This is a genomic window from Micromonospora pallida (assembly GCF_900090325.1).
GTDB classification, from domain to species: Bacteria; Actinomycetota; Actinomycetes; order Mycobacteriales; family Micromonosporaceae; genus Micromonospora; species Micromonospora pallida.
In genome coordinates, this window is record NZ_FMHW01000002.1 from 4409686 (window position 1) to 4434280 (window position 24595).

General features: G+C 73.6%; 22 protein-coding genes and 2 pseudogenes. 8 read left to right on the forward strand and 16 right to left on the reverse strand.

Going from position 1 to position 24595, the window contains the following annotated elements:
• Window positions 1-85 precede the first annotated feature (85 nt).
• The 3 genes from GA0074692_RS18070 to GA0074692_RS18080 all read left to right on the forward strand — a co-directional run bounded on the left by GA0074692_RS18070 (window position 86) and on the right by GA0074692_RS18080 (window position 2828).
• Window positions 86-1702, forward strand: coding sequence for an MDR family MFS transporter (locus tag GA0074692_RS18070; RefSeq protein ID WP_091646182.1), 1617 nt, complete (start codon window positions 86-88; stop codon window positions 1700-1702).
• 10 nt (window positions 1703-1712) lie between these two features.
• Window positions 1713-2210, forward strand: coding sequence for a universal stress protein (locus GA0074692_RS18075; RefSeq protein WP_091646184.1), 498 nt, complete (start codon window positions 1713-1715; stop codon window positions 2208-2210).
• A gap of 102 nt (window positions 2211-2312) precedes the next feature.
• A complete protein-coding gene (locus GA0074692_RS18080) occupies window positions 2313-2828 on the forward strand; it encodes a DinB family protein (RefSeq protein WP_091646188.1) in 516 nt (171 codons plus the stop codon).
• Window positions 2829-2876: 48 nt separating this feature from the next.
• Here the strand turns inward: GA0074692_RS18080 and GA0074692_RS18085 are convergent, their stop codons facing one another.
• From GA0074692_RS18085 to GA0074692_RS18095, 3 genes are all read right to left on the reverse strand, one after another.
• The gene (locus GA0074692_RS18085) at window positions 2877-3497 is read right to left on the reverse strand and encodes an HAD-IA family hydrolase (protein WP_091646190.1); all 621 of its coding nucleotides are present in this window, start codon (window positions 3495-3497) and stop codon (window positions 2877-2879) included.
• Window positions 3498-3537: 40 nt separating this feature from the next.
• Complete coding sequence (gene smc, locus GA0074692_RS18090; protein WP_091646192.1) at window positions 3538-7125, reverse strand: chromosome segregation protein SMC; 3588 nt, start codon at window positions 7123-7125, stop codon at window positions 3538-3540.
• A 260-nt stretch (window positions 7126-7385) separates the two neighbouring features.
• On the reverse strand, window positions 7386-7580 hold the full coding sequence (locus GA0074692_RS18095) for a hypothetical protein (RefSeq protein WP_091646194.1): 195 nt from the start codon (window positions 7578-7580) through the stop codon (window positions 7386-7388).
• Between the two features lie 371 nt (window positions 7581-7951).
• On the opposite strand from GA0074692_RS18095, the gene GA0074692_RS18100 reads away from it, so the two are divergent.
• Entirely contained in the window at window positions 7952-9019 is a 1068-nt protein-coding gene (locus tag GA0074692_RS18100; protein ID WP_091646196.1) for a CAP domain-containing protein, read from the forward strand.
• Window positions 9020-9109: 90 nt separating this feature from the next.
• On the opposite strand, the gene mutM is transcribed toward GA0074692_RS18100, so the two are convergent.
• The 10 genes and pseudogenes from mutM to GA0074692_RS18150 form a co-directional block, all read right to left on the reverse strand.
• Window positions 9110-9967, reverse strand: coding sequence for a bifunctional DNA-formamidopyrimidine glycosylase/DNA-(apurinic or apyrimidinic site) lyase (mutM, locus tag GA0074692_RS18105; protein WP_091646199.1), 858 nt, complete (start codon window positions 9965-9967; stop codon window positions 9110-9112).
• 199 nt (window positions 9968-10166) lie between these two features.
• Window positions 10167-10913, reverse strand: a pseudogene (rnc, locus tag GA0074692_RS18110) (ribonuclease III); the annotation flags it as partial.
• Entirely contained in the window at window positions 10910-11896 is a 987-nt protein-coding gene (locus GA0074692_RS18115) for a phosphate acyltransferase PlsX (protein ID WP_091646203.1), read from the reverse strand. The pseudogene rnc and the gene GA0074692_RS18115, both read right to left, overlap by 4 nt.
• Window positions 11897-12010: 114 nt before the next feature.
• Window positions 12011-12184: a 50S ribosomal protein L32 gene (gene rpmF, locus GA0074692_RS18120; protein WP_088963525.1), complete on the reverse strand. Its 174-nt coding sequence runs from the start codon at window positions 12182-12184 to the stop codon at window positions 12011-12013.
• A gap of 5 nt (window positions 12185-12189) precedes the next feature.
• Complete coding sequence (locus GA0074692_RS18125) at window positions 12190-12753, reverse strand: YceD family protein (RefSeq protein WP_091646205.1); 564 nt, start codon at window positions 12751-12753, stop codon at window positions 12190-12192.
• A gap of 111 nt (window positions 12754-12864) precedes the next feature.
• Window positions 12865-13362, reverse strand: coding sequence for a hypothetical protein (locus tag GA0074692_RS18130; RefSeq protein ID WP_091646208.1), 498 nt, complete (start codon window positions 13360-13362; stop codon window positions 12865-12867).
• Window positions 13363-13598: 236 nt separating this feature from the next.
• Window positions 13599-14087, reverse strand: coding sequence for a pantetheine-phosphate adenylyltransferase (coaD, locus tag GA0074692_RS18135; protein ID WP_091646211.1), 489 nt, complete (start codon window positions 14085-14087; stop codon window positions 13599-13601).
• Window positions 14084-14647, reverse strand: coding sequence for a 16S rRNA (guanine(966)-N(2))-methyltransferase RsmD (rsmD, locus tag GA0074692_RS18140; RefSeq protein WP_091646214.1), 564 nt, complete (start codon window positions 14645-14647; stop codon window positions 14084-14086). The genes coaD and rsmD overlap by 4 nt, the downstream gene beginning before the upstream one ends.
• 42 nt (window positions 14648-14689) lie before the next feature.
• Window positions 14690-16888: an ATP-dependent DNA helicase RecG gene (gene recG, locus GA0074692_RS18145; RefSeq protein ID WP_091646217.1), complete on the reverse strand. Its 2199-nt coding sequence runs from the start codon at window positions 16886-16888 to the stop codon at window positions 14690-14692.
• Complete coding sequence (locus GA0074692_RS18150) at window positions 16885-18510, reverse strand: DAK2 domain-containing protein (protein WP_091653684.1); 1626 nt, start codon at window positions 18508-18510, stop codon at window positions 16885-16887. The genes recG and GA0074692_RS18150 overlap by 4 nt, the downstream gene beginning before the upstream one ends.
• Before the next feature lie 256 nt (window positions 18511-18766).
• Here GA0074692_RS18150 and rpmB point away from each other — a divergent pair, with 256 nt between their 5' ends.
• Together rpmB and GA0074692_RS18160 are read left to right on the forward strand one after the other, a co-directional pair.
• Window positions 18767-18958, forward strand: coding sequence for a 50S ribosomal protein L28 (rpmB, locus tag GA0074692_RS18155; RefSeq protein WP_011905179.1), 192 nt, complete (start codon window positions 18767-18769; stop codon window positions 18956-18958).
• 257 nt (window positions 18959-19215) lie between these two features.
• Window positions 19216-20442 (forward strand): ATP-grasp domain-containing protein, encoded by a 1227-nt coding sequence (locus tag GA0074692_RS18160; protein ID WP_245730354.1) that lies wholly within the window; start codon window positions 19216-19218, stop codon window positions 20440-20442.
• Between the two features lie 73 nt (window positions 20443-20515).
• Here the strand turns inward: GA0074692_RS18160 and GA0074692_RS18165 are convergent, their stop codons facing one another.
• Both GA0074692_RS18165 and GA0074692_RS18170 read right to left on the reverse strand, forming a co-directional pair.
• A complete protein-coding gene (locus GA0074692_RS18165) occupies window positions 20516-20983 on the reverse strand; it encodes a GNAT family N-acetyltransferase (RefSeq protein WP_091653687.1) in 468 nt (155 codons plus the stop codon).
• A gap of 152 nt (window positions 20984-21135) precedes the next feature.
• Window positions 21136-22097 (reverse strand): annotated as a pseudogene (locus GA0074692_RS18170) (thiamine-phosphate kinase).
• Window positions 22098-22219: 122 nt separating this feature from the next.
• On the opposite strand from GA0074692_RS18170, the gene GA0074692_RS18175 reads away from it, so the two are divergent.
• Window positions 22220-22453 carry an Lrp/AsnC ligand binding domain-containing protein gene (locus GA0074692_RS18175; RefSeq protein WP_088980226.1) on the forward strand — a complete coding sequence of 78 codons (234 nt, stop codon included), beginning with the start codon at window positions 22220-22222 and terminating at the stop codon, window positions 22451-22453.
• A complete protein-coding gene (locus tag GA0074692_RS18180; RefSeq protein WP_425413341.1) occupies window positions 22454-23152 on the forward strand; it encodes a DUF3515 family protein in 699 nt (232 codons plus the stop codon).
• Window positions 23153-23263: 111 nt separating this feature from the next.
• Here the strand turns inward: GA0074692_RS18180 and GA0074692_RS18185 are convergent, their stop codons facing one another.
• Window positions 23264-24358, reverse strand: a complete 1095-nt coding sequence (locus tag GA0074692_RS18185) for a D-alanine--D-alanine ligase family protein (RefSeq protein ID WP_091646223.1) — start codon at window positions 24356-24358, stop codon at window positions 23264-23266.
• Between the last annotated feature and the right edge of the window lie 237 nt (window positions 24359-24595).

The following is a 24595-nucleotide window of genomic DNA, read 5'->3' on the forward strand; positions in this document are numbered from 1 at the left end:
TCGACCCTGGTCAGCAAGTTGTTGCTTGAGGCAACCAAAGCTTACGGTTGCTCCGAACAACTTCTCGCCATCGGAGGTAGTCACGATGACCCAGGCCACCGCGCCCCCTCGGACGACCCCCGCCGAGATGACCCACCGTCAGGTCCTGGAGGCCCTCTCCGGCCTGCTCCTGGGCATGTTCGTCGCGATCCTCTCCGGGACGATCGTCTCGAACGCGCTGCCCCGGATCATCACCGACCTGGGTGGCGGCCAGTCCGCGTACACCTGGGTGGTCACCGCGACACTGCTCGCCACCACGGCAACCACCCCACTCTGGGGCAAACTGGCCGATCTGACCAGTAAGAAGACACTGGTCCAGCTCTCCCTGGGGATCTACATCGTCGGCTCGGTGCTGGCCGGGCTCTCCCAGTCCACCGCTCAGTTGATCGCCTGCCGCGTCGTGCAGGGCGTCGGGGTCGGCGGGCTCACCGCGCTTGCCCAGGTCATCATGGCGACGATGATCGCGCCCCGGGAGCGGGGCCGGTACAGCGGCTACCTCGGCGCGGTCATGGCGGCCGGCACCATCGGCGGCCCGCTGATCGGCGGCGTGATCGTGGACACCTCCTGGCTCGGCTGGCGCTGGTGCTTCTACGTCGGCGTGCCGTTCGCCCTCGCCGCCCTGGTGGTGCTCCAGAAGACCCTCCGCCTGCCGGTGATCCGCCGCCCGGCGAAGATCGACTGGTGGGGCGCCACGCTGATCACCGCCGCCGTCTCGCTGCTGCTGGTCTGGGTCTCCCTCGCCGGTAACCGGTACGACTGGATCTCCTGGCAGACCGCCGCGATGGTGGTCGGTGCGCTGCTGCTCGGCGCGCTGGCGATCCGGGTCGAGACCCGGGCGGCCGAGCCGGTCATCCCGCCGAAGCTGTTCCGCGACCGCACCATCACCCTGGCCACCGTGGCCAGCGTCGCGGTCGGCGTGGGCATGTTCGGCGCGTCGGTCTTCCTCGGCCAGTACTTCCAGATCAGCCGGGGGCAGAGCCCGACCATGTCCGGGCTGATGACCCTGCCGATGATCCTCGGCCTGCTGGTCTCCTCGACGCTCACCGGTCGGGTCATCACCAAGACCGGCCGGTGGAAGCGGTACCTGGTCACCGGCTCGGCGCTGCTCACCATCGGCTTCGCCCTGATGGGCACCCTGCGGTACGACACGAACTTCTGGGTGCTCAGCGTCTACATGGCGCTCATCGGCACCGGTCTGGGCATGACCATGCAGAACCTGGTGCTCGCCGTGCAGAACAGCGTCGGCGCGCACGAACTGGGCGTGGCCAGCTCGGTGGTGGCCTTCTTCCGCAGCCTCGGCGGCGCGGTCGGCGTCTCCGCGCTCGGCGCGGTGCTCGGCCACCAGGTGAAGGGCTACCTCGCCGACGGCCTCACCCGGCTCGGTGTGCCGGCCACCGGCGCGGCCAGCGGCAACACGCTGCCGGACGTGCACACGCTGCCCGGTCCGCTGCGCATCGTCGTGGAGAGCGCATACGGCCACGGCGCCGGGGACATCTTCCTGGCCGCCACCCCGTTCGCCCTGATCGCGCTGATCGCGGTGAGCTTCATCAAGGAGGTCCCGCTGCGACGGCACAACGACCCGCTGACCGACGAGGTCGAACGGGAGTCGACGGTCGCCGCCGGGGCCGGCGCGGTGGTGGTCCCCACCGGCGAGCGCAGCTGAGCGGGTCGCTGTGAGCGTCACACCCCCGCTCGACCGAGAGGAGTACGGCCCCCGGGCCCGACCGCTGCCGTTCGAACGCGGCACGGACGGGCCCCGGGTGGTCCTGACCGGCGTGGACGGCACCCGGACGTCGCTGCGGGCCGCCTCCTACGCGGCCGGGCTCGCCCGCCGGCAGGGCGCGGCGCTCGTCGTGGTCTTCGTCAGCTCCCCCGCCCTCTACACCGCGCTGGCGGACGGGGTGGTGGCCGGAGCCGTTCAACGGAACCACGACGAACTCGTCGCCGAGCTGCGCGAGGAGTGCCGACGCGGGGCCGAGGAGCTGGGCCTGCCGGTCACCTTCCTGTGCCGGCGCGGCGACGCCTACGCCGAGCTGGCCGCCGCGGCCGACGAGACCCGGGCCGACCTGGTGGTGGTCGGCTCCTCCGAGCAGGCCGGACACCGGCTGGTCGGCTCCGTCGCCACCCGCCTGGTCCGGACCGGCCGCTGGCCGGTCGTGGTCGTCCCCTGACCACGGGGCGGGGGCACCAGCGGGGTCCCCGGACCGCCACCGGCTCCGATCAGGCGACAAATCCGGTCGCCCGTTGTCACACCTGCCGGTCAGGATGACCGGATGACCTGGAGAGCACCGCAGACCACCCGTACCCGCGAGTCACGCCTCGGCGACGAACGCACCTCGCTGGAGAGCTGGCTCGACTACCACCGGCAGACGCTGCTGCTCAAGTGCGCCGGCCTCACCGCCGAGCAGCTCCGCACACCCGCCATCGAGCCGTCCGGGCTGACCCTGCTCGGCCTGGTCCGGCACATGGCCGAGGTGGAGGCCTGGTGGTTCCGGGAGAACGCCGCCGGGGAGCAGGTGGACTACCCGTACTTCACCGAGGCCGACCCGGACGCCGACTTCGACGTGACCGACGCCGACGCCGAGGCCGACCTGGCCGTCTTCCACCGGGAGGTGGAGCTGGCCCGGGCCGCCAGCGCCGGCCGGTCCCTCGACGACGTCTTCACCGACCGGCGCGGCGACGAACGCAACCTCCGCTGGGTGTACGTGCACATGATCGAGGAGTACGCCCGGCACAACGGGCACGCCGACCTGATCCGGGAACGAATCGACGGGGTCACCGGCGAGTGACCGCTGTCGGTCCGGTCGGGGCGGTCACCCGTCCCGACCTGGCCGGGGTCAGTACGCCAGCGCGGCCCGGACGTACCGCAACCCCTCCGGCCCGCTCCACCGGAACGCCGGCAGTCCGGCGACCCGGGCACCACTGATCATCCGGTCGTCGTCGTCCACGAAGAGCACCCGGTCCGGCGACGTACGCAACGCCTGGCAGGCTGCCTGGAAGTACTCCTTGGCCGGCTTGTGCACCCCGAGCACCGAGGAGTTGACCACGGCGTCCAGTTCGTCGGTGAGCCCCAGCGCGGCGAGGTCGGCGTCGAGCAGGTCGGTGGCGTTGGTGGCCAACCCGACCGGGAGCCCGGCGGCCCGCACCTCCCGGACCAGAGCGAGCACGTCCGGGTCCACCTCGCCCCGGTACTCCTGCCACTCGGCCACCGCCGCCCGGGCCTGATCCGGCTCTACCGACTGGCTGGCCAGGGCGTCCGCCACGCTGGCCATCCAGTCGGCGTGGCTGACCTGCCCCACCAGCACCGGCTGGAGCCGCCCCCACTGCATGGCGATGTCGCCGAGCACGCCCGGGGTCAGCCCGTACCGTTGCTCCACCCCGGCCGCCACCGCCGGGTCCCAGCGCCGCAGGACGCCGTCGAAGTCCACCAGGAGCGCCGTCGCGCGTTCCCGAACCACTACTGCTTCTCCCTTGCTGCCGCTGAGCGGCTGATTCCCATTAGCTGCCGCTGAGCGGCTGATCCTTGAGCCGTTGACTGATCACCTGGGTCACGCCGTTGCGCATGGTCACCCCGTACAGCGCGTCGGCGACCTCCATGGTCCGTTTCTGGTGGGTGATGACGATGAGCTGGCTCTTCTCCCGCAACTGGGCCATCAGGGTGATCAACCGGCCCAGGTTGACGTCGTCGAGGGCCGCCTCGACCTCGTCCATGATGTAGAACGGGCTGGGCCGGGCCCGGAAGATCGCCACCAGCATCGCCACCGCGGTCAACGACCGCTCCCCGCCGGAGAGCAGCGACAACCGCTTGATCTTCTTGCCGGGCGGCCGGGCCTCCACCTCCACGCCGGTGGTGAGCAGGTCGTCCGGGTCGGTGAGCACCAGCCGCCCCTCGCCACCAGGGAAGAGCACCGTGAAGACCTGCTGGAACTCCCGGGCGGTGTCCTCGAACGCGCTGGCGAAGACCTCCAGGATCCGGTCGTCCACGTCCTTGACCACGGTGAGCAGGTCCCGCCGGGTGGCCTTCAGGTCCTCCAGCTGCTCGGAGAGGAACTTGTAGCGCTCCTCCAGCGCGGCGAACTCCTCCAGCGCGAGCGGGTTGACCTTGCCGAGCAGCGTCAGCTCCCGTTCCGCCTTGGCCGCCCGCTTCTCCTGCACCGGGCGCTCGTAACGCACCGGCTCGGGCATCGGCAGCCCGTCCTGCTCGGCCGCCGCGACGTCCGCCTGGGTGGGGGGCACGAGCTGGTCCGGGCCGTACTCGCCGATCAGGGCGGCCACGTCCAGGCCGAAGTCCTCGGCGGCCTTCGCCTCCAGTTGCTCGATGCGCAGCCGCTGCTCGGCGCGGGCCACCTCGTCCCGGTGCACCTGGCTGGTCAGTCGCTCCAGCTCCGCGCCGAGGCGCTTGGCCGCGCCGCGTACCTCGGACAGCTCGGCCTCCCGCGCGGCGCGTTCCCGGGCCACCGCGTCACGGTGCTCCTCGGCCGCCGCGATCGAGGTGGCCAGCCGGGTGAGCGTCTCCCGCGCGCCGCCGGCCACCGCGCGGGCGATGGCCGCACCCCGGGTACGCGCCGCCCGGCGGGCCGCCGCACGTTCCCGCGCGGCCCGTTCGGCGCCGGCCTGTCGGCGCAGCGAGTCGGCCCGGCCGGCGATCGAGGAGACCCGCTCCTCAGCGGTACGCACCGCGAGCCGGACCTCCATCTCGTTCTGCCGGGCCTGGGGCACCATCGCGGCGAACTGGTCGCGTTCCTCGGTCGACGGTTCGGCGTCGATCGGGGTGGCTTCGGCCAGCCGGAGCCGCTCCTCCAGTTCGGCGAGGGTGGTCAGGTCCCGTTCGCGGGCCGCCTGGGCCCGGGCCAGGGACTCGCCGAGCCGGTCGGTCTCCCCCTTGGCGCTGCGGGCGGCGGCCCCGAGTTCCGCCAACCGGCGGGCGGCGGCGTTGCGGTGGCTCTCCGCCTCCCGCTTGGCGGCGGCGGCATGCTGCACCGCCTCCTTCGCGACGGCCACCTCGGCCCGCGCGTCGACGAGCTGTTCGCGCAGCTCGGTGCTGGTCCGCTCGGCGGCGATCCGGTTCGCGCGGGCCTCCTCGACGGCCGCGGTCACCTCGATGAAGCTGGGCGCCTTCGCCGACCCGCCGGCCGCCGCGTACGCCCCGACCACGTCGCCGTCCGGGGTGACCGCCCGCAGTTCCGGGTTGGCGGCGACCGCCTCGGCGGCGGTGGTGAGGTCGTCGACGACCACCACGTCACGCAGGGCCCGGTGCACCGCCGGACGGAGCTGCGCGGCGCACTCGACCAGGTCGGGAGCCCAGCGGGCGCCGTCGGGCAGCTTGGGGCGCAGCGCGTCGGCCGGACCGTCCATGCCGGGGCCGGCGGGACTGCCGACCAGCAGCCCGGCCCGGCCGGCGTCGGAGATCTTCAGCAGCCGCATCGCCTCGATCGCCTCGTCGACCCCGGCGACCGCGACCGCGTCGGCGAGCCCGCCGAGGGCGGCGGCGAGGGCCGCCTCGTGACCGGGGGCGACGGTGAGCAGCCCGGCCAGGCTGCCGAGCAGACCGGGCACCTCGTCGGCGCGGGCGAGCAGCGCCCCCGCGCCGTCCTTGCGGCGCAGGCCGAGGGCGAGCGCCTCCTCCCGGGCCTTCCAGGTGGCGGCGTCCTTCTCGGCCGCCCGCTCGGCGTCGGTCAGCGCGCGGACGCCGGCCTGTGCCTTCTCCTGCGCGGCGACCGCCTCGGCGTGCCGGTCGTCCAACTCGGCGTTGTCCCGGTCCGCCTCGGTGGACTGCTCGGCCACCGCGTTTAGCTCGGCCTGGGCCTGCTCGGCACGGGCCAGGGCGTCGGCGTGCGCGGCGGCGAGCCGGTCGATCTCCTCACCGGCGCTGGTGGTCCGGGCCCGGGCGGAGTTGACCTGGCCGGCGAGGCGGGCCAGCCCCTCGCGCCGGTCCGCGATGGCCTTCGCGGCGGCGACCAGCTCCCGCTCGGCGGCGGCGAGCTGCCGCTCCAGTTCCTGCCGGTGCTCCACCGCCTCGGCGAGGCGCACCTGGTCCTCGGTGAGCGCGGCGCGCAGGTCCTCCTCCTGCTCGCGGACCCGCTCCGCCTCCGCCTCCAACTGGTCCGGGTCGCGGCCGGGACGCTCGTCGTCCGGAGTGGCGCTGAGGTGACGCAGCCGTTCCCGGGCGAGCTGCTCGATCGAGCGGAACCGCTCGGAGAGCGCGGAGAGCTTGTACCAGGTGTCCTGGGCGGCGGCGAGCAGCGGCGCGTCCTCGGCGAGCGCCGCCTCTAGCTCACCGAGGCGGTGCTGCACCTGGGTGTGCTCCTGCTCGACCTGCTCGCGGCGTTCGCGCAGGGCGGACTCGTCGGCGATCTCCTTGTCCAGGGTGGCGCGCAGGGTCGCCAGGTCGTCGGCGAGCAGCCGCAGCCGGGCGTCCCGCAGGTTGGCCTGGATGGCGGCGGCCCGGCGGGCCACCTCGGCCTGCCGGCCCAGCGGCTTGAGCTGACGGCGCAGCTCGGCGGTGAGGTCGGTGAGCCGGTTGAGGTTGGTCTGCATCGCGTCGAGCTTCCGCAGCGCCTTCTCCTTGCGCTTGCGGTGCTTCAGGACGCCGGCCGCCTCCTCGATGAAGGCCCGCCGGTCCTCCGGCTTGGCGTGCAGCATGCCGTCGAGCCGGCCCTGGCCGACGATGATGTGCATCTCCCGGCCGATGCCGGAGTCGGAGAGCAGTTCCTGGATGTCGAGCAGGCGGCAGGAGTCGCCGTTGATCTCGTACTCGCTCTCGCCGGAGCGGAACATCCGGCGGGTGATGGAGACCTCGGTGTACTCGATCGGCAACGCGCCGTCGGTGTTGTCGATGGTGAGGGTCACCTCGGCCCGGCCGAGCGGGGCCCGGCCGGCGGTGCCGGCGAAGATGACGTCCTCCATCTTGCCGCCGCGCAGCGCCTTGGCGCCCTGCTCACCCAGCACCCAGGCGATGGCGTCGACGACGTTGGACTTGCCGGAGCCGTTCGGCCCCACCACACAGGTGATGCCCGGTTCCAGCTTGAGCGTCGTGGCGGAGGCGAAGGATTTGAACCCCTTCACCGTCAGGCTCTTGAGATGCACCTTCTCGATCCTCGTCCGGGGGCCGCCGTACCGTCGTGGGCTGGCGCGCCGGGTTCGGTTGCCGTGCCGTCGTGGGCCGCGCGGACCTGGTCAACCCGCAGAGTAACGCGACTCCGAGCGGACCTCGGCACACGACCCGCCTGCCTGCGGCCCGAGAACGGACGGTGAACGAGTGGTGCACACAGAGCTGCGCGCCGGCACATGGGTGTCGGCGCGCGTTTCTTTCTGCTGCTGCGATTCAGTTTTCCGGTGACCGGAGATCAGGTCAGCGCGGGCTCGGCCAGCCGGAGCAGGTCGTCCGCCTCCGACGCCGCCGCCACGAGCCGATCGTTCTCGGCCCGCAGACGCGTGATCTCGAACTCCAGTGCCTGAACCCTGGCACGCAGCCGGGTGACCTCGTCGAGCATACGCCGATCGGGCGCCGCACCAACGTGGCCGTACAGGGCCTTCGCCATTTTGACTCCTTGATATGCGCTGCCGGAAAGGCCGGCCAACGCGCGCCCACTGGTTCGCGGCTGCCATACCGAGATACATTCGGGCATGACTGGGCGCGACTGGCGACACCTATATATTGGCCGCCAACCCCTCGCTCGTCAAGTTCTCGCCGGACGTGGATCATCACCTTGTCAACCCGAGCGTCGCTCGGATCGCCACGCGGCACGGACGGACAATGTCCGGACCGCACCACTCTAACTGCGCAGAGTTCCGAAACGGTTACCTCGCGAACACGTTTCGCCTTAACTCTTTCTTAGCCGCATTGCCGCAGCTCACGCCCGTCACGTAGCGTCACCCCGGCCCGTGGAACCGACCCCGTGGAGGCAGCGCAGTGCACGGCTGGACCGACCCGATGGACCCGGACCGCGCCGACCGGCGCGCCGAACCTCCGACGGAGGAGCCGCCGTACTGGGACAACGGTCGCCCGATGCCCCGCTCGGCGTACCTGTTCGGGGACGCGGTGGACGAGCCGACCACCGGCTGGCCGGACGGTCCGCACGCCGACCACCGACAGGGTGAGCGACCGACCGGGTACGCCTGGGTCGACGCGGACGAACAAGCTCCGTCCCCGGCCGACGCGGGCCTGACCGGCCCGGACCCCGCCACCCGCCAGTGGTCCACCGACGCGCCGGCCGGCGTGGGCCGGCACCGGTCACGCCGCCACGTCCCTCGCCCGTTCCTGATCGTGGGGACCGCTGCGGCGGCCACGCTCGCGGTAGCCGTCGGGGTCGGTGCGGTACTGCTGCCCGGGGGCGACTCGTCGCCCACCTCGGTGACCGCCGAGGATGCCCCGGCCGCCCCGCCGCTGGGCGAACCCGACCTGTTTCCCTCGGCACCGACCAGCCCCACGTCCTCTCGGACGGCCAGCCCGACCCCCGCGCCGAGCCGGAGCGTCACGCCGACGCCGGCCCCGAGCCGCGCCACCGCCCCGTCGCGGCGGACCGCCCCGCGGAGTAGTGCCCCGACGCCCCGGGCGACGACGCCCCGGGCCACGACCACCACCGCACCGGCCACCGGCGGCAGCGAGCAGGCCCAGGTGGTCGCCCTGGTCAACGCCGAGCGGGCCAAGGCCGGCTGCGGCGCGGTACGCGTCAACGCCAAGCTCACCAGCGCCGCGCAGCAGCACAGCGCGGACCAGGCCGCCCACCGGAAGATGTCCCACACCGGCAGCGACGGCAGCGACGCCGGCGACCGTCTCGACCGGGTCGGCTACGACTGGCGCGGCTACGGCGAGAACGTCGCCTGGAACCAGCAGACCCCGGCTGCGGTGATGGCCGCCTGGATGAACAGCTCCGGCCACCGGGCCAACATCCTCAACTGCGCGTTCACCGAGATCGGCGTGGGGGTGGCGCGCAGCAACGGCCCGTACTGGACGCAGGTCTTCGGCACCCCCGCCTGATCCACCCGGCTGACCCGCCCGGGGCTCGTCCGGGCGGGTCAGCCGGGTCGGGTGGCGCGGGGCTCAGCCGGGCCGGGCGACGCGGGAGGCTCAACCGGGCCGGGCGGCGCGGGGGCGCGGCTGGCAGCGCGGGCAGCTGTACGACGACCGGTTCATGAACGGCTCCCGCCGGATCGGCGCGTCACAGCGCCGACACGGCTCGCCCTCCCGGCCGTACACGTTCAGGGCCCGGTCGAAGTAGCCGCTCTCCCCGTTGACGTTGACGTAGAGCGCGTCGAAGCTGGTGCCGCCGACCTTGATCGCCTCGCCGAGCACGTCCCGGACGTGACCCAGCAGTCGGCCCACCGCGGGCCCGGTCAGCACGTCGGTGGGTCGCGCGCCGTGCAGCCCGGCCCGCCAGAGCGCCTCGTCGGCGTAGATGTTGCCGACCCCGGAGATCAGAGTCTGGTCGAGCAGGGCCCGCTTCACCTCGGTACGCCGTCGCCGTAGCGCCGCCACGAACCCGGCGTCGGAGAACTCCGGATCCATCGGGTCACGGGCGATGTGCGCGATCTCGGCGGGCAGCTCCGCCCCACCGGCGGAGACGGCGAGGCCGCCGAACGTGCGCTGGTCGACGAAGCGCAGCTCCGGCCCGTCGTCGGCGAAGGTGAACCGGATCCGCAGGTGCAACTCGTCGGGGGCGTCGGCAGGCTGGACGAGCAGTTGGCCGGACATGCCGAGGTGCCCGACCAGCGCATCCCCGCTGTCGAGCGGAAGCCAGAGGTACTTGCCGCGCCGCCGGACGTCCTGCACGGTCCGGCTGCCGAGCACGTCCGCGAAGTGCGCCGCGCCCGGCGCGTGTCGGCGTACCGCCCGGGGATGGCGCACCTGGACCGAGTCGATGCGTCGACCGGTGACCCAGCGGGCCAGCCCCTGCCGGACCGTCTCCACCTCGGGCAGTTCAGGCACGACCCGACTCCGGGCTCCGGTCGGCGGCGACGTCCGCGGCGACCCGGTCGTCGCTCGCGCCGGCCGAGTCGACCACCACCACCTCGGCGACGGTGACCGGCGCGACCTCGGCCGGGGCGGCCCCGTCGACACCAGCGGCCCCGGCCCCGTCGATATGAGCAGCCCCGTCGACGGCGGCGGCAGCGGGGGCACCGGCGTCCGCGTCGGAGGTGGCTGCGGTGGCTGCGTCCGTTTCGGCCTGCTCGGAGAGGGTGCGCCAAGCCGACTCGGCCGCCCGCTGCTCGGCCTCCTTCTTGCTGCGCCCCTCCGCGCCGCCGTACCGGTTACCGGCGACCACCACCCAGGCGGTGAAGGTCTTCAGGTGGTCCGGACCGGTCCCCTCGATGCGGTACTCCGGCACACCCAGGCCGAGCGCGGCGGTCAACTCCTGGAGGCTGGTCTTCCAGTCCAGGGCGGCCCCCCGGCCGGCCGACTCGGCCATCAGCGGGTCGAAGAGCCGGTGGATGACCTCCGCCGCGATGTCCAGGCCGTACTGGAGGTAGATCGCGCCGAGCAGCGCCTCCAGGGTGTCCGCCAGGATGCTGGCCTTGTCCCGGCCGCCGGTCGTCTCCTCGCCCTTGCCGAGGAGGAGGTACTGTCCGAGGCCCTCCGGCCCCAGCCCCCGGGCCACCTCGGCCAGCGCGCGCATGTTGACCACGCTGGCCCGCAGCTTCGCGAGCTGCCCCTCCGGCAGGTCCGGGTGGTTACGGAAGAGCGCGGTCGTGATCACCACGCCGAGCACCGAGTCACCGAGGAACTCCAGCCGCTCGTTGGTCGGCAGGCCGCCGTTCTCGTACGCGTACGAGCGGTGGGTCAGGGCGCGTTCCAGCAGTTCCGGATCCAGCGACACGCCGAAGGCGGCCTCCAGATGGCCCACCGGGGCCCGGCGGCGCTTGTTGTTGCTCAAGGGATCACCTCGGTGTGCGTGGTGCGGTCGGAAGTATCGGCGGGACGGCCGGCGGCGAGCAGCGCGGCGACCCGGGCCGTGGCGTCCCGCCGCCACAGGTGGGCGGCGAGCGCGATACCGGAGGCGACGTCCTCCCCGCCCGCCGCGCCGTGGCACACGACCACCGTCCCGGCCACGCCGAGTAGGGCCGCGGCGCGGGGCACGCCACCGCTGGTCGGCGGGCCACCGGCCATCGCGTACGCGCCCTCGATCGCCTTGAGCAGCACGTTACCGGTGAAGCCGTCGGTCACCACCACATCGGCACGCTCGCCGATCGCGACGTCGTAGCCCTCGACCAGGCCGACGTACCGGCCGTCGCAGGGCAGCGACAGAGCGGCCAGGAGCGGGTCGGCGGCCCGGCGGAGCCGGTCCCCCTTGCCCGGCTCGGTGCCGACCGAGAGCAGCCCGACCCGGGGGCTGGTGATCGAGTGGGCGACTGCGGCGTACGCCGACCCGAGCACGGCGTGCCGGGCCAGCGTGGTGCTCCGGTGTTCCAGGGAGCCGCCGACGTCGAGCAGCACCACCGGGCCGGCGACGGCCGGCAGGGTGGCGACCAGGGCCGGGCGGCGCACGTCCGGCCAACGGCCAAGACCGAGCGCGGCGGCGGCGACGGTGGCACCGGTCGAGCCGGCGGAGACGACCGCGCCAGCCGTGCCCTCGGCGACCGCCGCCACCGCCGCGCGGATGGTGGTCGCGGCCCGGGGCGCGCGGATGGGCTGGTCGGCCATGGTGACGGCGTGCCGGACCTGACGTACGGTCACCCGGCTGCGCTGCTCCGGGGTGAGCACGTCAACGAGCCCGCCGGCCACCTCGGAGGGGCCGACGAGCAGCAGGTGCAGGTCCGGGTCGGCGCGCAGGGCCCGCAGAGCGCCGTCAACCACGACGGCGGGTGCGTCGTCCCCGCCGAGGAGGTCAACGGCGATCCGCGCGGTGCCCGGCTCCACCGGAGCGCCGGCCGGGGCTTCCCGGCCGGCGACGGGGGAAGCCGGCACACCGGGCGATGGCCAGGGCGTGCGCGCCACCCGACCCGAGGTCGGAGGCGTCACCCGGCGTCCAGGTCAGACCTCGAGGACCTGGCGGCCGTTGTAAGTGCCACAGACGGAGCAGGCCGCGTGCGGCAGCTTGGCCGACTTGCACTGCGGGCAGGCCACGGTCGCGACCACGGCCGCCTTCCAGTTCGCCCGGCGGGACCGGGTGTTGCTGCGCGACATCTTGCGCTTCGGGACGGCCACGGTTCTTACTCCTCTTTACGGGTCAGTTGCGACAGGCCCGCCCAACGCGGGTCGATCTGCTGGTGACTGTGGTCGGCCGGCAGTTCGTCCCAATGCACCCCGCACTCGGGGCACAGTCCTGGGCAGTCCTCCCGGCAGCGCGGGTTGGTCGGCAGCGTGAGCACCACCGCGTCCCGCAGTGCCGGCTCCAGGTCGATCAGATCGCCCTGCATCCGGCCCACCTCGTCCTCCTCGGTCGTGGCGTCCGTGGTGCTGTTCTCGTACGCGTACAGCTCCTGGATCGTCACGGCCACGGAGTCGTTGATCTCCCGGAGGCACCGGCCACACTCGCCCCGGACCGGACCGGAGATCCGTCCCGACACGAGCACGCCCTCGGACACCGACTCCAACCTCAGGTCGAGGTCGAGGTCCGCGCCCTCCGGCACGCTGATCAACTCCACGCCAAGGTCCGCCGGGGCCGAGACCACCCGCTTGACCGTACGCAGAGCGCCAGGTCGGCGCGGCAGCTCCCTCGTGTCGAGGACCAGCGGCGACCTGGGGTCGAGGTTCGATGGCGAGTGTTTGGGCATAGTCAGACTCCGGCCGTGGAAGGCCGACACAAGAGGTTACCTGGACCGTCGCCCCACCGTCGAACCGGGGGCGACAGCCGGCAGCACCCCGGCCGGCCGCTGAGGTGCCGCTCAGAAGGTTAACGGGCGCTCTGTCTCGTCGCCGCCGAAGGTACCGATCTCCCGCAGCGCGTGCATCTTGTCCCGGCCGCGCTCGATCGAGGCGAGCGCCCGGGTCAGGAACTGCTCGAAGTTGGCCAGCGCCGTGTCGACGTAGTCGTCGACCTCCTCGCGGAGCCGCTGGGCCTCGGCGCGGGCCTCGGCGATAATCCGTGCCCCCTCGTGCTCGGCGGAGACGGTGATCTCGTTCACCGAGACCAGCCGGGCGTGCTCCGCCTCCCCCTCGGTGATGATCCGGTCAGCCTCCCGCTTGCCGGCGTCCATGATCTTGTCCCGCTCCTGCAACAGCACGGCGGCCCGGCGCAGGTCGGCGGGGAGTTCGGCGCGCAACTCGTCGAGCGCGGCGATCATCTCCCCCCGGTCGACCATGCAGTTGTTCCGGGACATCGGGACGGAACGGGCAATCTCCAGCATGGCGATCAGTTCGTCGATGCGGTCGAGCGGGTCCACCGGTGTACCTCACTCCTGTCGTCGTCGGCCGACGTCCATGATGCGGTCTGCGGCCGCTTCCTGCTGCACCCATCATGCGTGGTGCGGACGAACGCCGGACCATCCCGCCGGCCCGGCGCGTCGCCGCACGGTGCGGTCGACGACGCCGGAGCGCATCCCGCCCGGCCGGCCCGGCGAAGCCGCTGGCCGCCGTACCGCTGGTCGCAACGGCCCGACGGTACGGGCACCCGGCGGGGTCAGTCCCGCCGCTGGACGGCCAGCCGGCCCCGCAACTGCTCCCGGACCAGGTCGGGCACGTGCGGCGAGACGTCACCGCCCCACTTCGCGACGTCCTTGACCAGGCTGGAGGAGAGGAAGGAGTAGAGCGGGTTGGTCGGCATGAAGAGCGTCTCCACCCCGGCCAGACCGATGTTCATCTGGGCCATCTGGAGTTCGTAGTCGAAGTCGCTGACCGCGCGCAGCCCCTTGACCAGGACGCTGGCCTGCTGCTCCCGGCAGAAGTCCACCAGCAGACCCTGGAAGGACGCCACCCGGACGTTGTCGTAGGAGCCGGTCACCTCACGCAGCATGGCGATCCGCTCGTCGACGGTGAACAAGCCGCTCTTGGACTGGTTGACCAGCACGCCGACGATCACTTCGTCGAACAGTCGGCTGGCCCGGCCGATGATGTCAAGGTGTCCGTTGGTGACCGGGTCGAACGAGCCCGGACAGACCGCACGTCTCATGATCGGCGACCGTACCAAAGAGTGGTCTCGCCGTAACGCCGGCTGCGCTCGGCGGTGACGCCCTCCACCCAGTCGACCGGGCCGGACCGGCTGGACCGCTCGACGACAACCAGGGCGTCCGGGGCCAGCCAGCCACCGTCGACCAGCGCGGCCAGCATCGCGGTGACCTCCGTCTCCGGTACGGCGTACGGCGGGTCGGCGAAGACCAGGTCGTACCGGCCGCCCTCCGGGCCGGCGGCGAGCACGGTGGACACCTTCCCGGTCACCAGCCGGGCGGCCGGGGCGGCCCGGAGCAGGGCGATGTTCTCCCGTACCACCCGGGCGGCGCGCGGGTCGGACTCCACCAGCAGCACGTGCGCCGCCCCTCGGGAGAACGCCTCCAGGCCGACCGCGCCGGAGCCGGCGTAAAGGTCGGCCACCCGCGCGCCGCTCAGGTCCAAACTCGCCTCGACCGCGCTGAACAGCGCCTCGCGTACCCGGTCGGAGGTGGGTCGGGTGCCGGCGCCGGGGGGCGCGGCGATCCGCCGCCCGCCGAGCGTCCCGGCCACGATCCGGGTCACCGTCGCTCCCTCATGCCTCAGACGCTACGCGACACGCCAGGGTCAGCCCTTCTCCAGGTACTCGGCGCGCTCGGCGTCTACCAGGGCGGCCACGGAGGCGGCCAGGGCGGGATGCCGGGCCAGCTCCGGATCCTCCTCGACCAGGGTGATCGCCTCGGCGCGGGCGTCCCGGATCAGGTCCGCGTCCCGCAGCAGGGAGAGCAGCCGCAGGTGCGAACGGCGTCCGGACTGGGCCGCGCCGAGCACGTCGCCCTCCCGACGCTGTTCGAGATCCAGTTCGGCGAGCTTGAACCCGTCCGTGGTGGAGGCGACCGCGTCCAGCCGTTCCCGGGCCGGCGTGCCCTCGGTCGCCTCGGTGACCAGCAGGCAGAGCCCGGCAGCCGATCCCCGCCCGACCCGCCCCCGCAACTGGTGGAGCTGGGAGACGCCGAACCGGTCCGCGTCCAGGACGATCATGACAGTGGCGTTGGGCACGTTCACGCCGACCTCGACGACCGTGGTGGCGACCAGCACGTCCAGGTCACCAGCGGCAAAGGAACGCATCACCCCGTCCTTCTCGTCGGCGGGCAGCTTCCCGTGCAACACCCCGATCCGCAGCCCGTGCAGCGGTCCCTCGGCGAGCAGCGGGGCCACCTCGGTCACCGCCAGCGGCGGACGCCGCCCGCTGTCGTCCTCCTTCGGAGCCTCCTCCTCGGACGCTGGCCCCTCGCCGATCCGGGGGCAGACCACGTACGCCTGGTGGCCGGCGGCGACCTCCTCGCGTAGCCGACGCCAGGCCCGGTCCAGGTAGGCCGGTTTCTCGGCGGCCGGCACCACGTGCGAGGCGATCGGCGACCGGCCCTGCGGCAACTGGGCCAGGGTGGAGATCTCCAGGTCGCCGTAGACGGTCATGGCGACCGTACGCGGGATCGGGGTGGCGGTCATCACCAGCACGTGCGGCGGCTGGTCGGCCTTGGCCCGCAACGCGTCGCGCTGCTCCACCCCGAAGCGGTGCTGCTCGTCGACCACGACCAGACCCAGGTCTGCGAAGTCGACGCCCTCGTAGAGCAGGGCGTGGGTGCCGAGCACGATGCCGGCGCGCCCCTCGGCGACCTCGGCGAGCGCCCGGCGGCGGGCCGCCGCGCCGAGCGAGCCGGTGACCAGCTCGACCCGGGTGGCGTGCTCGGCGGCCCCCAGCTCACCGGCCTGCGCCAGCGGGCCGAGCAGCTCCTGGATGCCCCGGTGGTGCTGGGCGGCGAGCACCTCGGTCGGGGCGAGCAGCGCCGCCTGCCCACCCGCGTCGACCACCTGGAGCATGGCCCGCAGCGCGACGAGGGTCTTGCCGGAGCCGACCTCGCCCTGCAACAGCCGGTGCATCGGGTGCGCGGTGCCCAGATCGGTGGCGATCTCCCGGCCGACGTCCCGCTGGCCGCCGGTCAGCTCGTACGGCAGGCCGGCGTCGAACGCCGTGAGCAGCCCGTCCGGCTTCGGCGGCCGGGGTCGGGCCGGCCAGTCCGCGGCCCGGAGCTTGCGCTGCACCAGCGTCACCTGCACGGCGAACGCCTCGTCCCACTTGAGCCGTCGCCGGGCCCGGTACAGGGCCTCCTTGGTGGACGGCCGGTGGATCTCGCGCAACGCCTCCGCCAGCCCGACCAGGTTGCGGGTGGCACGCACCGTCGCCGGCAGCGGGTCCTCCGGCGGGGTGAGGGTGTCCAGCACCGTCCGCACGCACTTGGCGATCACCCAGGTGGGCACCGCGGCGGCGGCCGGGTAGACCGGGATCAGCGCCCCGGCGAACTCCTCGACCTCCTCGGTGGCCGCCGCCTCGCCCTCGCCACCCTCGCCGAGCAGCACGTACTCCGGGCCGTTGAGCTGGCGTTTACCCCGGAACTCGGTGACCTTCCCGGCGAACAGCCCCCACCGGCCGGGCCGCAGTTCCCGCTCCCGCCAGGCCTGGTTGCCGAAGAAGGTGAGGGTGAGCACGCCGCCGGAGCCGTCCCCGACGGTCACCTCCAGCAGGTTGCCCCGGCGCTGCCGCATCGGGCGCACCGCCGTGCGCTGCACCTGGGCCAGCACGGTCACCTGCTCGCCGACGTCCAGGGAGCGGATGTCGGTGTGCTCGCCGCGCTCGTCGTACCGGCGGGGGAAGTGGTAGACCAGGTCACCGGCGGTGTGCAGGTCGAGGTGGCCGGCGAGGGCCTTGGCGGTCTTCTCCCCCACCAGCTTCTTCAGCGGCGTGTCCACCGTGCACTGCTCGGTCATTCGACCCCCACCAGGAGCGGATAGTGCGGTTGGCCCCCGGCGTACGCCTGGACCTCCACGAACGGCCAGCGCCGGACGACGTGCGCGCGGACCGTGTCGACCAGTCCGTCCGGGGCGTCCGCCCCGGCGAGCAGGGTGACCAGCTCACCGCCCCCGCCGAGCATCCGGTCCAGCAGCGCGGTGCAGGTGTCGAGCAGGTCCCCGCCGACCAGGTGCACCTCCCCCTCGACCAGGGCGAGCACGTCACCGGGGCGGCACGGACCGGCGACGGTGAGCGCCTCCCGGCGGGCGTGGCAGACCTCGGCGTACCGGCAGGCCCCGGCGGCCTCGGCCATGGCGATCACGTCGTCCTCGAAGGAGCGCGCCGGGTCCCGGACGGCGAGGGCGGCGAGGGCCTGCACCGGGGAGCGGGTCGGCACCACGCTCACCCGTACCCCGAACCCGTGGGCCTGGCGCACCACCTCGCCCGCCACGGTCGCCGTGGCGGGATCGTTCGGCAGGACCACCACCCGGGCCGCTCCGGTGGCCCGGACCGCGTCCAGCAGCTCCCCGATGGAGGGGTTGGCCGGCACCACCGTCGCGCCCTCGCGGGCGAAGACCGCCGCGATGCCCGCGCCGGGGGCGACCACCACGGCCGCGCGGGCCGCGTCGTCCGGGACGGGCGGCGGGGCCGGTGCCGGCTGGTCGGCGAAGCGGGTCACCGAGATCCGGTACGGCCGGCCGGCCGTCACACCGGCCTCGACCGCCGCGCCGACGTCGTTGACGTGGACGTGGACGTTCCAGGTGCCGGACTCCCCCGGCGGCGGGTCGTCCCCGACCACCACCAGCGAGTCGCCCAGCCCCTCGAGGGTGCGCCGCATCCGGGCGACCGCCGCCGGCTCGGCGTCGAGCAGGAACTGCACCTCGTAGGCGTAGGCGTCGGAACCGGTCTCGCGGGCGGCGGTGGCCGGCGGGCGGACCGGGCGGGCCAGCGGCGCCGACCGGGTCGGTGACTCGCCGGTGACCACCTCGACCAACGCGTCCAGCAGCAGGCAGAGGCCGCGTCCACCGGCGTCGACCACCCCGGCGCGGGCCAGTGCCGGCAGTTGTTCCGGGGTGCGCGCGAGCGCCCGGGCCGCCGCGCCGGCCGCGGCCCGGGCCACCGCGTGGAGGTCGTCGCTGGCGGTCTCCGCCGCCCCGTCCGCCGCGCCGGCCGCCACGCTGAGCAGCGTGCCCTCGACCGGTTGGGCGACCGCGGCCCGGGCGGCGACGGCCGCGTTCCGCAGGGCGGTGGCGAGGGCCCGGCCCCGGACCGCCGGGCAGGGGGCGAGGGCGTCGGCCAGGCCGCGCAGGAGCTGCGCGAGGATCACGCCGGAGTTGCCCCGGGCCCCGAGCAGCGCGCCCCGGGCCATCAGCCGCAACGCGTGGCCGTGCGGGGTGGTCCCGCCCTCCGGTGAGGTGTCGAGGTCCATCGCCAGGGCATGCTGGGCGGAGGTGAGGGTGAGCACGAGGTTGGTGCCGGTGTCGCCGTCGGGGACCGGGAAGACGTTCAGGTCGTCGATCTCGCCCTGGTGGTGCCGCAACGCTGCGAGCCCGGTGGCGCACCAGCGGCGCACCGCGTCGGCGTCCAGCGTCTCCAGCACGGCGGAAAGCCTACTGGCGGGCACCGACAGCCGCCGGACATCACCGGCGACGGCCCGTCGCGCCGGGTTCGGGAGCCATCCCGGTGGGCCGGTCCGGAGCCACACCCGGTGGTCCGGTCGGGAGCCGTTTCCCGACCGCCGGGGTCCGGTCGGGAGCCGGTTGGCTGGTCCCGGGGGGCATCGGGTAGCCTGACCAGGTTGCCTGGGCAGCACCTGCCGGCGACCCTCGTGAACGAACGAATTTCAGGAGTATCCCGTGGCTAGCGTGTGCGACGTCTGTGGCAAGGGGCCGGGCTTCGGCCACAACGTGTCCCACTCGCACCGGCGGACCAACCGCCGCTGGAACCCGAACATCCAGTCGGTGCGTACCCCGGCCGGTGGCGGCAACACCAAGAAGCTCAAGGTCTGCACCTCGTGCATCAAGGCCGGCAAGGTCACCCGCGCCTGACGCGGTAACACCGCGCCCCACCGTCGTCACTGCCGGCGGACCCTCGTGGTCCGCCGGCACTGTCGTACTCACCCCCCGTTGCACGACCCTCACCTCCCCCCGGTGCGGCCGTCGATCACGAGCTTGGCGTCAGCTTCCGACCTTCCGGTGACGCGAACCTCCTGATCGACGCGGACAGCGACGGCCCGTACGGGGGCGGCGTTCGCGTACCCAGCCTGGAGGGCTGACTTGTGGTGCTGGGCCTCGGTCGAGACGAGATGATCATCGTCGGGGTGCCGCCGGGCGTGCTCGGCATCCTGGGTGAGCTGCTTCCCGCCGACAGTGTCGTGATCATCGAGGATCCCGAGCTGATCCGTCGCCGTGACCTGCACCGGAAGCTGGCCAAGGTGCCGTTCGTCCCCCGGGTGGTGCCGGCGGCGTACCAGCGGGACGCCCTCGACGTCGAGGGGCTGCTGGCGGCCGAGCCGGCGCTCGCCACCGCCCGGCTGGTCATGCCCGGCGTGGAGTACACGGTCACCGCCGCCGCGCGGCTGGCCGAGCGGCTCGGTCTGCCCGGTGCCGGGGTGGCCGCCGCCCAGACCTTCACCGACAAGCACCGCCTGCGGCGGCTCGCCGCCGACCACGGCCTGCCCAACCCGGCGTACGCGCTGGTCCGCACCCCGGCCGAGGCGGAGGCGTTCGTCCGGCGGGTGGGCGGACGATGCGTGCTCAAGCCGACCCGGCGCGCGGGCAGCCTGGGGGTGCAGTTCCTCGACGACCCGGACGCCGTCGCCGCCGCGTGGGCGGCCACCGCCGACCCGCCCGGCTCCGACGAGGAGGCCGAGGTGCCCACCGAGGTGATGGTCGAGGCGGCACTGACCGGTTCCGAGCACAGTGTCGAACTGCTGGTGGCCGACGGCGAGGTGATCTTCGGCAACGTCACCGACAAGCGGGTGCTGCCCGGCCGGCACCCGGTGGAGACCGGGCACACCGTCCCGTCCGGGCTGCCCGAGGCGGAGTACCGTGCCCTGCTCGACGTCGCCGGCCGGCTGGCCAGGGCTGCCGGGTTCCGCACCGGCGTGCTGCACAGCGAGTGGATCCTGGCGGACGGGGTGCCGACCCTGGTGGAGTGCGCCGCCCGGCTGCCCGGCGACCTGATCGCTGCGCTCGTCACGGTGGCGTACGAGGCGTCGTTCATGGCGGCGTACCTGCGGGTGCTCCTCGGGGAACGCCCGGCGCTGCCGGCCCGCGCGGTCGCGGCGGCGGCGGTGGAGTTCCTGATCGCCCCGCCGGGCACGGTCACCGCGGTCGAGGGCGTCCGCCCGGCCCACCGGGTGTCCGGTGTGCTCGACCTGCACGTGGACGTGGCGGTCGGCGACCGGGTGGCCGAGGTGGTCTCGTCCCGACAGCGCAGCGGTCACGTGCTGGTCTGGGGCGCCGACCCGACCGAGGCGGCGGACGCCGCGCAGCGGGCCGCCGGGTTGGTCCGTTTCGAGGTGGCCTGAACCCCGGCGATCCACCCGGCGTCGGCCCCGCCACCCAAGCGGCGCGACCGGTCCCGTCCGGGCAGCGAGGCGGTCAGAGGGTGCGGCCGAAGGAGAGGCAGCCCGGCGCGTCCCGGTAGTAGCCGAAGTTGGGGATCCGCTCGTAGCCGGCCGCGTGGTACATGGCGATCGCCTCCGGCTGCCGGTCCCCGCACTCCAGGACGACCCGCTTGCGGCCCAGGTCCCGCGCCGAGCTCTCCACCGCCGCCAGCACCGTCCGGGCCACTCCCCGACCCCGGGCCGCCGGGGCGGTGTACATCCGCTTCAGCTCCGCCACCTCGCCGGTGTCGCCGTGACTGCGCCAGCCCCCGCAGCCGACCGGCTCGCCGTCCCGGTAGGCCACCAGGAACGCCCCGTCCGGGGCCTCGAACTCGGCCGCGTCGACCGGGGTTTCGTCGCCGCTGCCGCCGTACCGGCCGGCCAGGTCGGCCAGGGCCGCCCGGACCAGTCCCTGCGCCACGTCGGAGTCGAAACGCAGCACGCGGATCTCGATGTCGCTCACCCCCGCAGGGTACGACCGCGGCCGGTCCGGAACCGGGCCGGCCGCCCCCGATCGGTCGTACGTCACGTCCGGGTGTTTGCAGGGGACCCCTGCTCCTCAAAATGCGGTAGCAAGGGTCCCCTGCAAACACCGGGAGAGGCCGGGAGCACCGATCAGCGGAAGTGGTCCCAGCCGACCGGCCCCTCCCAGGGTTGTCCGTCCACCGTCACCCCGGTCCCCTCGCCCACCCGGCCGATCGCCCGCCACGGCGGCGGCAGGGCCACCGCCGGCGGGAAGGTCGCGGCCAGGGCGTGGTCGTCGCCGCCGCCGAGGATCCAGCCGTACGGGTCGACGCCGAGCGCCTGGGCGGCGTCGGCCATCTGCCGGGGCACCTCGAACGCGTCGCGCCGGACGTCGACGGCGACCCCGCTCGCCCGGGCCACGTGTCCGAGGTCGGCCAGCAGTCCGTCCGAGACGTCGATCATGGCGGTCGCGCCGAGCCGGGCGGCGTACGGGCCGGCCGGGTACGGCACCTCCGGCCGCCGGTACGCCTCGACCAGCAGTTTCGGCGTCCGGAAGCCCCGGGACAGCACGGTGTACCCGGCCCCGCGTACCCGATCCGACCGGCCAGGGCGACGACGTCGCCGGGGCGGGCGCCGGAGCGGAGCACCGGGGGCCGGCCGCCCAGGTCACCGAGGGCGGTCACCGCGATGGTCAGGGTCGGACTGGCGGACATGTCACCCCCCACCACGCCCGCCCCGACCTTGGCCGCCTCGGCGGCCAGCCCGTCGGCGAGCCCCTCCGCCCAGGCCACGTCGAGGTCCGGCGGCACACAGAGGGCGACCAGCAGGGCGGTCGGGGTGGCGCCCATCGCGGCGATGTCGGCCAGGTTCGCCGCCGCCGCCCGGTGGCCGACGTCCACCGCGCTGGACCAGTCCCGCCGGAAGTGCCGCCCTTCCACCAGCACGTCGGTGGAGGCGGCCACCCGTCCGTCCGGGGCCGCCACCAGCGCCGCGTCGTCGCCGGGGCCGAGCAGGCAGGCCGACCCGGCCGGCAGCCGGGCGGTCACCCGGTCGATCAGCCCGAACTCTCCACTGCCCGTGACGCTCCCGACGCCGCCGGTGCCACCGTTCATGCGCTGCCGCCGCTCTGCTCGCTCACCGCTTCTCCTTGACCACCCATCGGGATCGGGCCTGGTGGGTAGGGTAGTTTCACTCCTCGGGCCGCCCCCGGGTGGCGACGGACGGAGGTCGAGTCGTGGTACAGGCGTACATCCTCATCCAGACAGAGGTCGGTCGGGCACGTGACGTGGCCGGTGTGATCGCGGACCTTGCCGGCGTGGTACGGGTCGACGCCGTCACCGGGCCGTACGACGTGGTGGTGCTCACCGAGGCGAACAACGTCGACGAGCTCGGCAAACTGATTGTCAGCAAGGTGCAGATGGTGCCCGGCATCACCCGCACCCTGACCTGTTCGGTGGTGCGACTGTAAGTGGACGACGAGAAGACTGCCCCCACCGCCCCGGTGGACGCCGACGCGAAAACGGCCGACACCGGCACGGAGACGAGCGGCCCGGCGGACGCTGATGCGCAGACGACCGCTCCGGCGCGGCGGCGTGGCTGGGACCGGTCGACGCGGACTGCGGCGCTGATCTCCGCGCTGGTCGCCCTGCCGGTCACGGTGGCCGTGGCCGGGTTCACCTTCACCGCGCTCACCCCGGACGAGCCAGCCGCCGAACCGAGCCCGAACGAGAGCATCCAGGCGCTCGGGCCGAAGTCGAACGTCCCGGTGCAGATGGCCGCCGAGCCGCTGGCCGAACGTCCCGCCACAGTCTGTCGGGCGCTGCTGTCGAAGCTCCCCTCGACCGTCGGGGAGTTGCCCCAGCGGCTGGTCACCGCCGGTCCCGAGCAGAACGCGGCGTACGGTGACCCGGCGCTCACCGTGGCCTGCGGCGTGCCCGAGCCGACCATCCCGCTGACCGACAAGGTCTGGGTGGTCAATCAGGTCTGCTGGTACGCGGAGGAGAAGATCGACGCCACCGTGCTCAGCTCGGTCGACCGCGAGGTCGCGGTCCGGGTCACCGTGCCGAAGGCGTACGAGCAGCCGTTGCAGTGGGTGAGTCCGATCTCGGAGGCGATCGTCGGCTCCATCCTCACCGCCCGCCCCGTTCCGACGGGCTGCCAGGGCTGACCGTCACCGGTCCGGCGGCGGTCCCGGCGCAGGGACCGCCGCCGGACGGGTCAGCCGCGTCTTGCCGGTGCCCGCTGGACCGGGTGCGCCCCGTCGTGGCCCGCCGGTCGGTCAGCCGCGCCGCAGGGCGGTGTGGATCAGCCGGCTCACCAGCTTCGGGTAGTCCAGACCGGAGGCGGCCCACATCCGGGGGAACATCGACGACGCGGTGAAGCCCGGCATGGTGTTCACCTCGTTGAGGTAGACGTCCAGCTCCGGGGTGACGAAGAAGTCGACCCGGGCCAGGCCGGCACAGTCCAGGGCGGCGAAGGCGCGGACGGCGTACTCGCGTACCCGCCGGATCACGTGTTCCGGCAGCCGGGCCGGGACGTCGTACTCGCAGACCTCGTCGGCGTCGATGTACTTCGCCTCAAAGTCATAGAAGTCGTGGTCGGCGACGACCCGCACCTCGGCCAGGACGGACGCCTCGGGCGCGCCCCCCGCCTCGCCCTCCAGCACGCCGCACTCGATCTCCCGGCCGATCATGGCGGCCTCGACCAGCACCTTCGAGTCGATCCGGCGGGCCGTGGCGACGGCTTCGTCGAGTTGGGACCAGTCGGTGACCTTGCTGATGCCGAAGGACGAGCCGGCGCGGGAGGGCTTGACGAAGACCGGCAGGCCGAGGCGTTCCTTCTCCTCCTCGGTGAGGGTCGCCCCGCTGCGCAGCACCGCGTACGGCCCGACCGGAATGCCCTCGGCGGCGCAGAGCTTCTTGGTGAACTCCTTGTCCATCGCGGCTGCGGAGGCGAAGACGTTGGCCCCGACGTACGGGATGCCGGCCATCTCCAGCAGGCCCTGGATGGTGCCGTCCTCTCCGTACGCGCCGTGCAGCACCGGGAAGACCACGTCCACCCCGGACAGCGCCCGGGGGCCCTCGGTCGGGTCGAGCACCATGAGGCCGCCACCGGTCGGGTCGGCCCGGAGCACGACCTCCGCCCCGGTGGACGCGGTGATCTCCGGCAGCCGGCGGTCGGTGATCGCCAGGCGGGTCGGGTCCCCGTCGGCCAGCACCCACTGCCCGGCGCGGGTGATGCCGACCGGCACCACCTCGAACTCGTCCGGGTCCAGCGCGCCGAGCACGCTGCCCGCGCTGACGCAGGAGATGCCGTGTTCGGGGCTACGGCCGCCGAAGACGATGGCGACGCGGGTCTTGCCTGGGGTGGTCACTGGTGTCATCTCCGGTTCGCGACTGCGGTGGCCCGCGAGCCCCTGGTGGCGCTCACCTGGTCGACCTTACTGTGGGTGGCGGCGGGCCGGTGCCGACACCCGGACCGGCCGGGTACCCCCTCCGCGCCCCGTCGACACCTGCCACACGATGCGTAGCCGACCGGGCGCGGACGCGTGGCGGGCCGGGCGCGGGCGCGTGGCGGGCCAGGCGCGGGCGCGTGGCCAACGCGGTGGGCA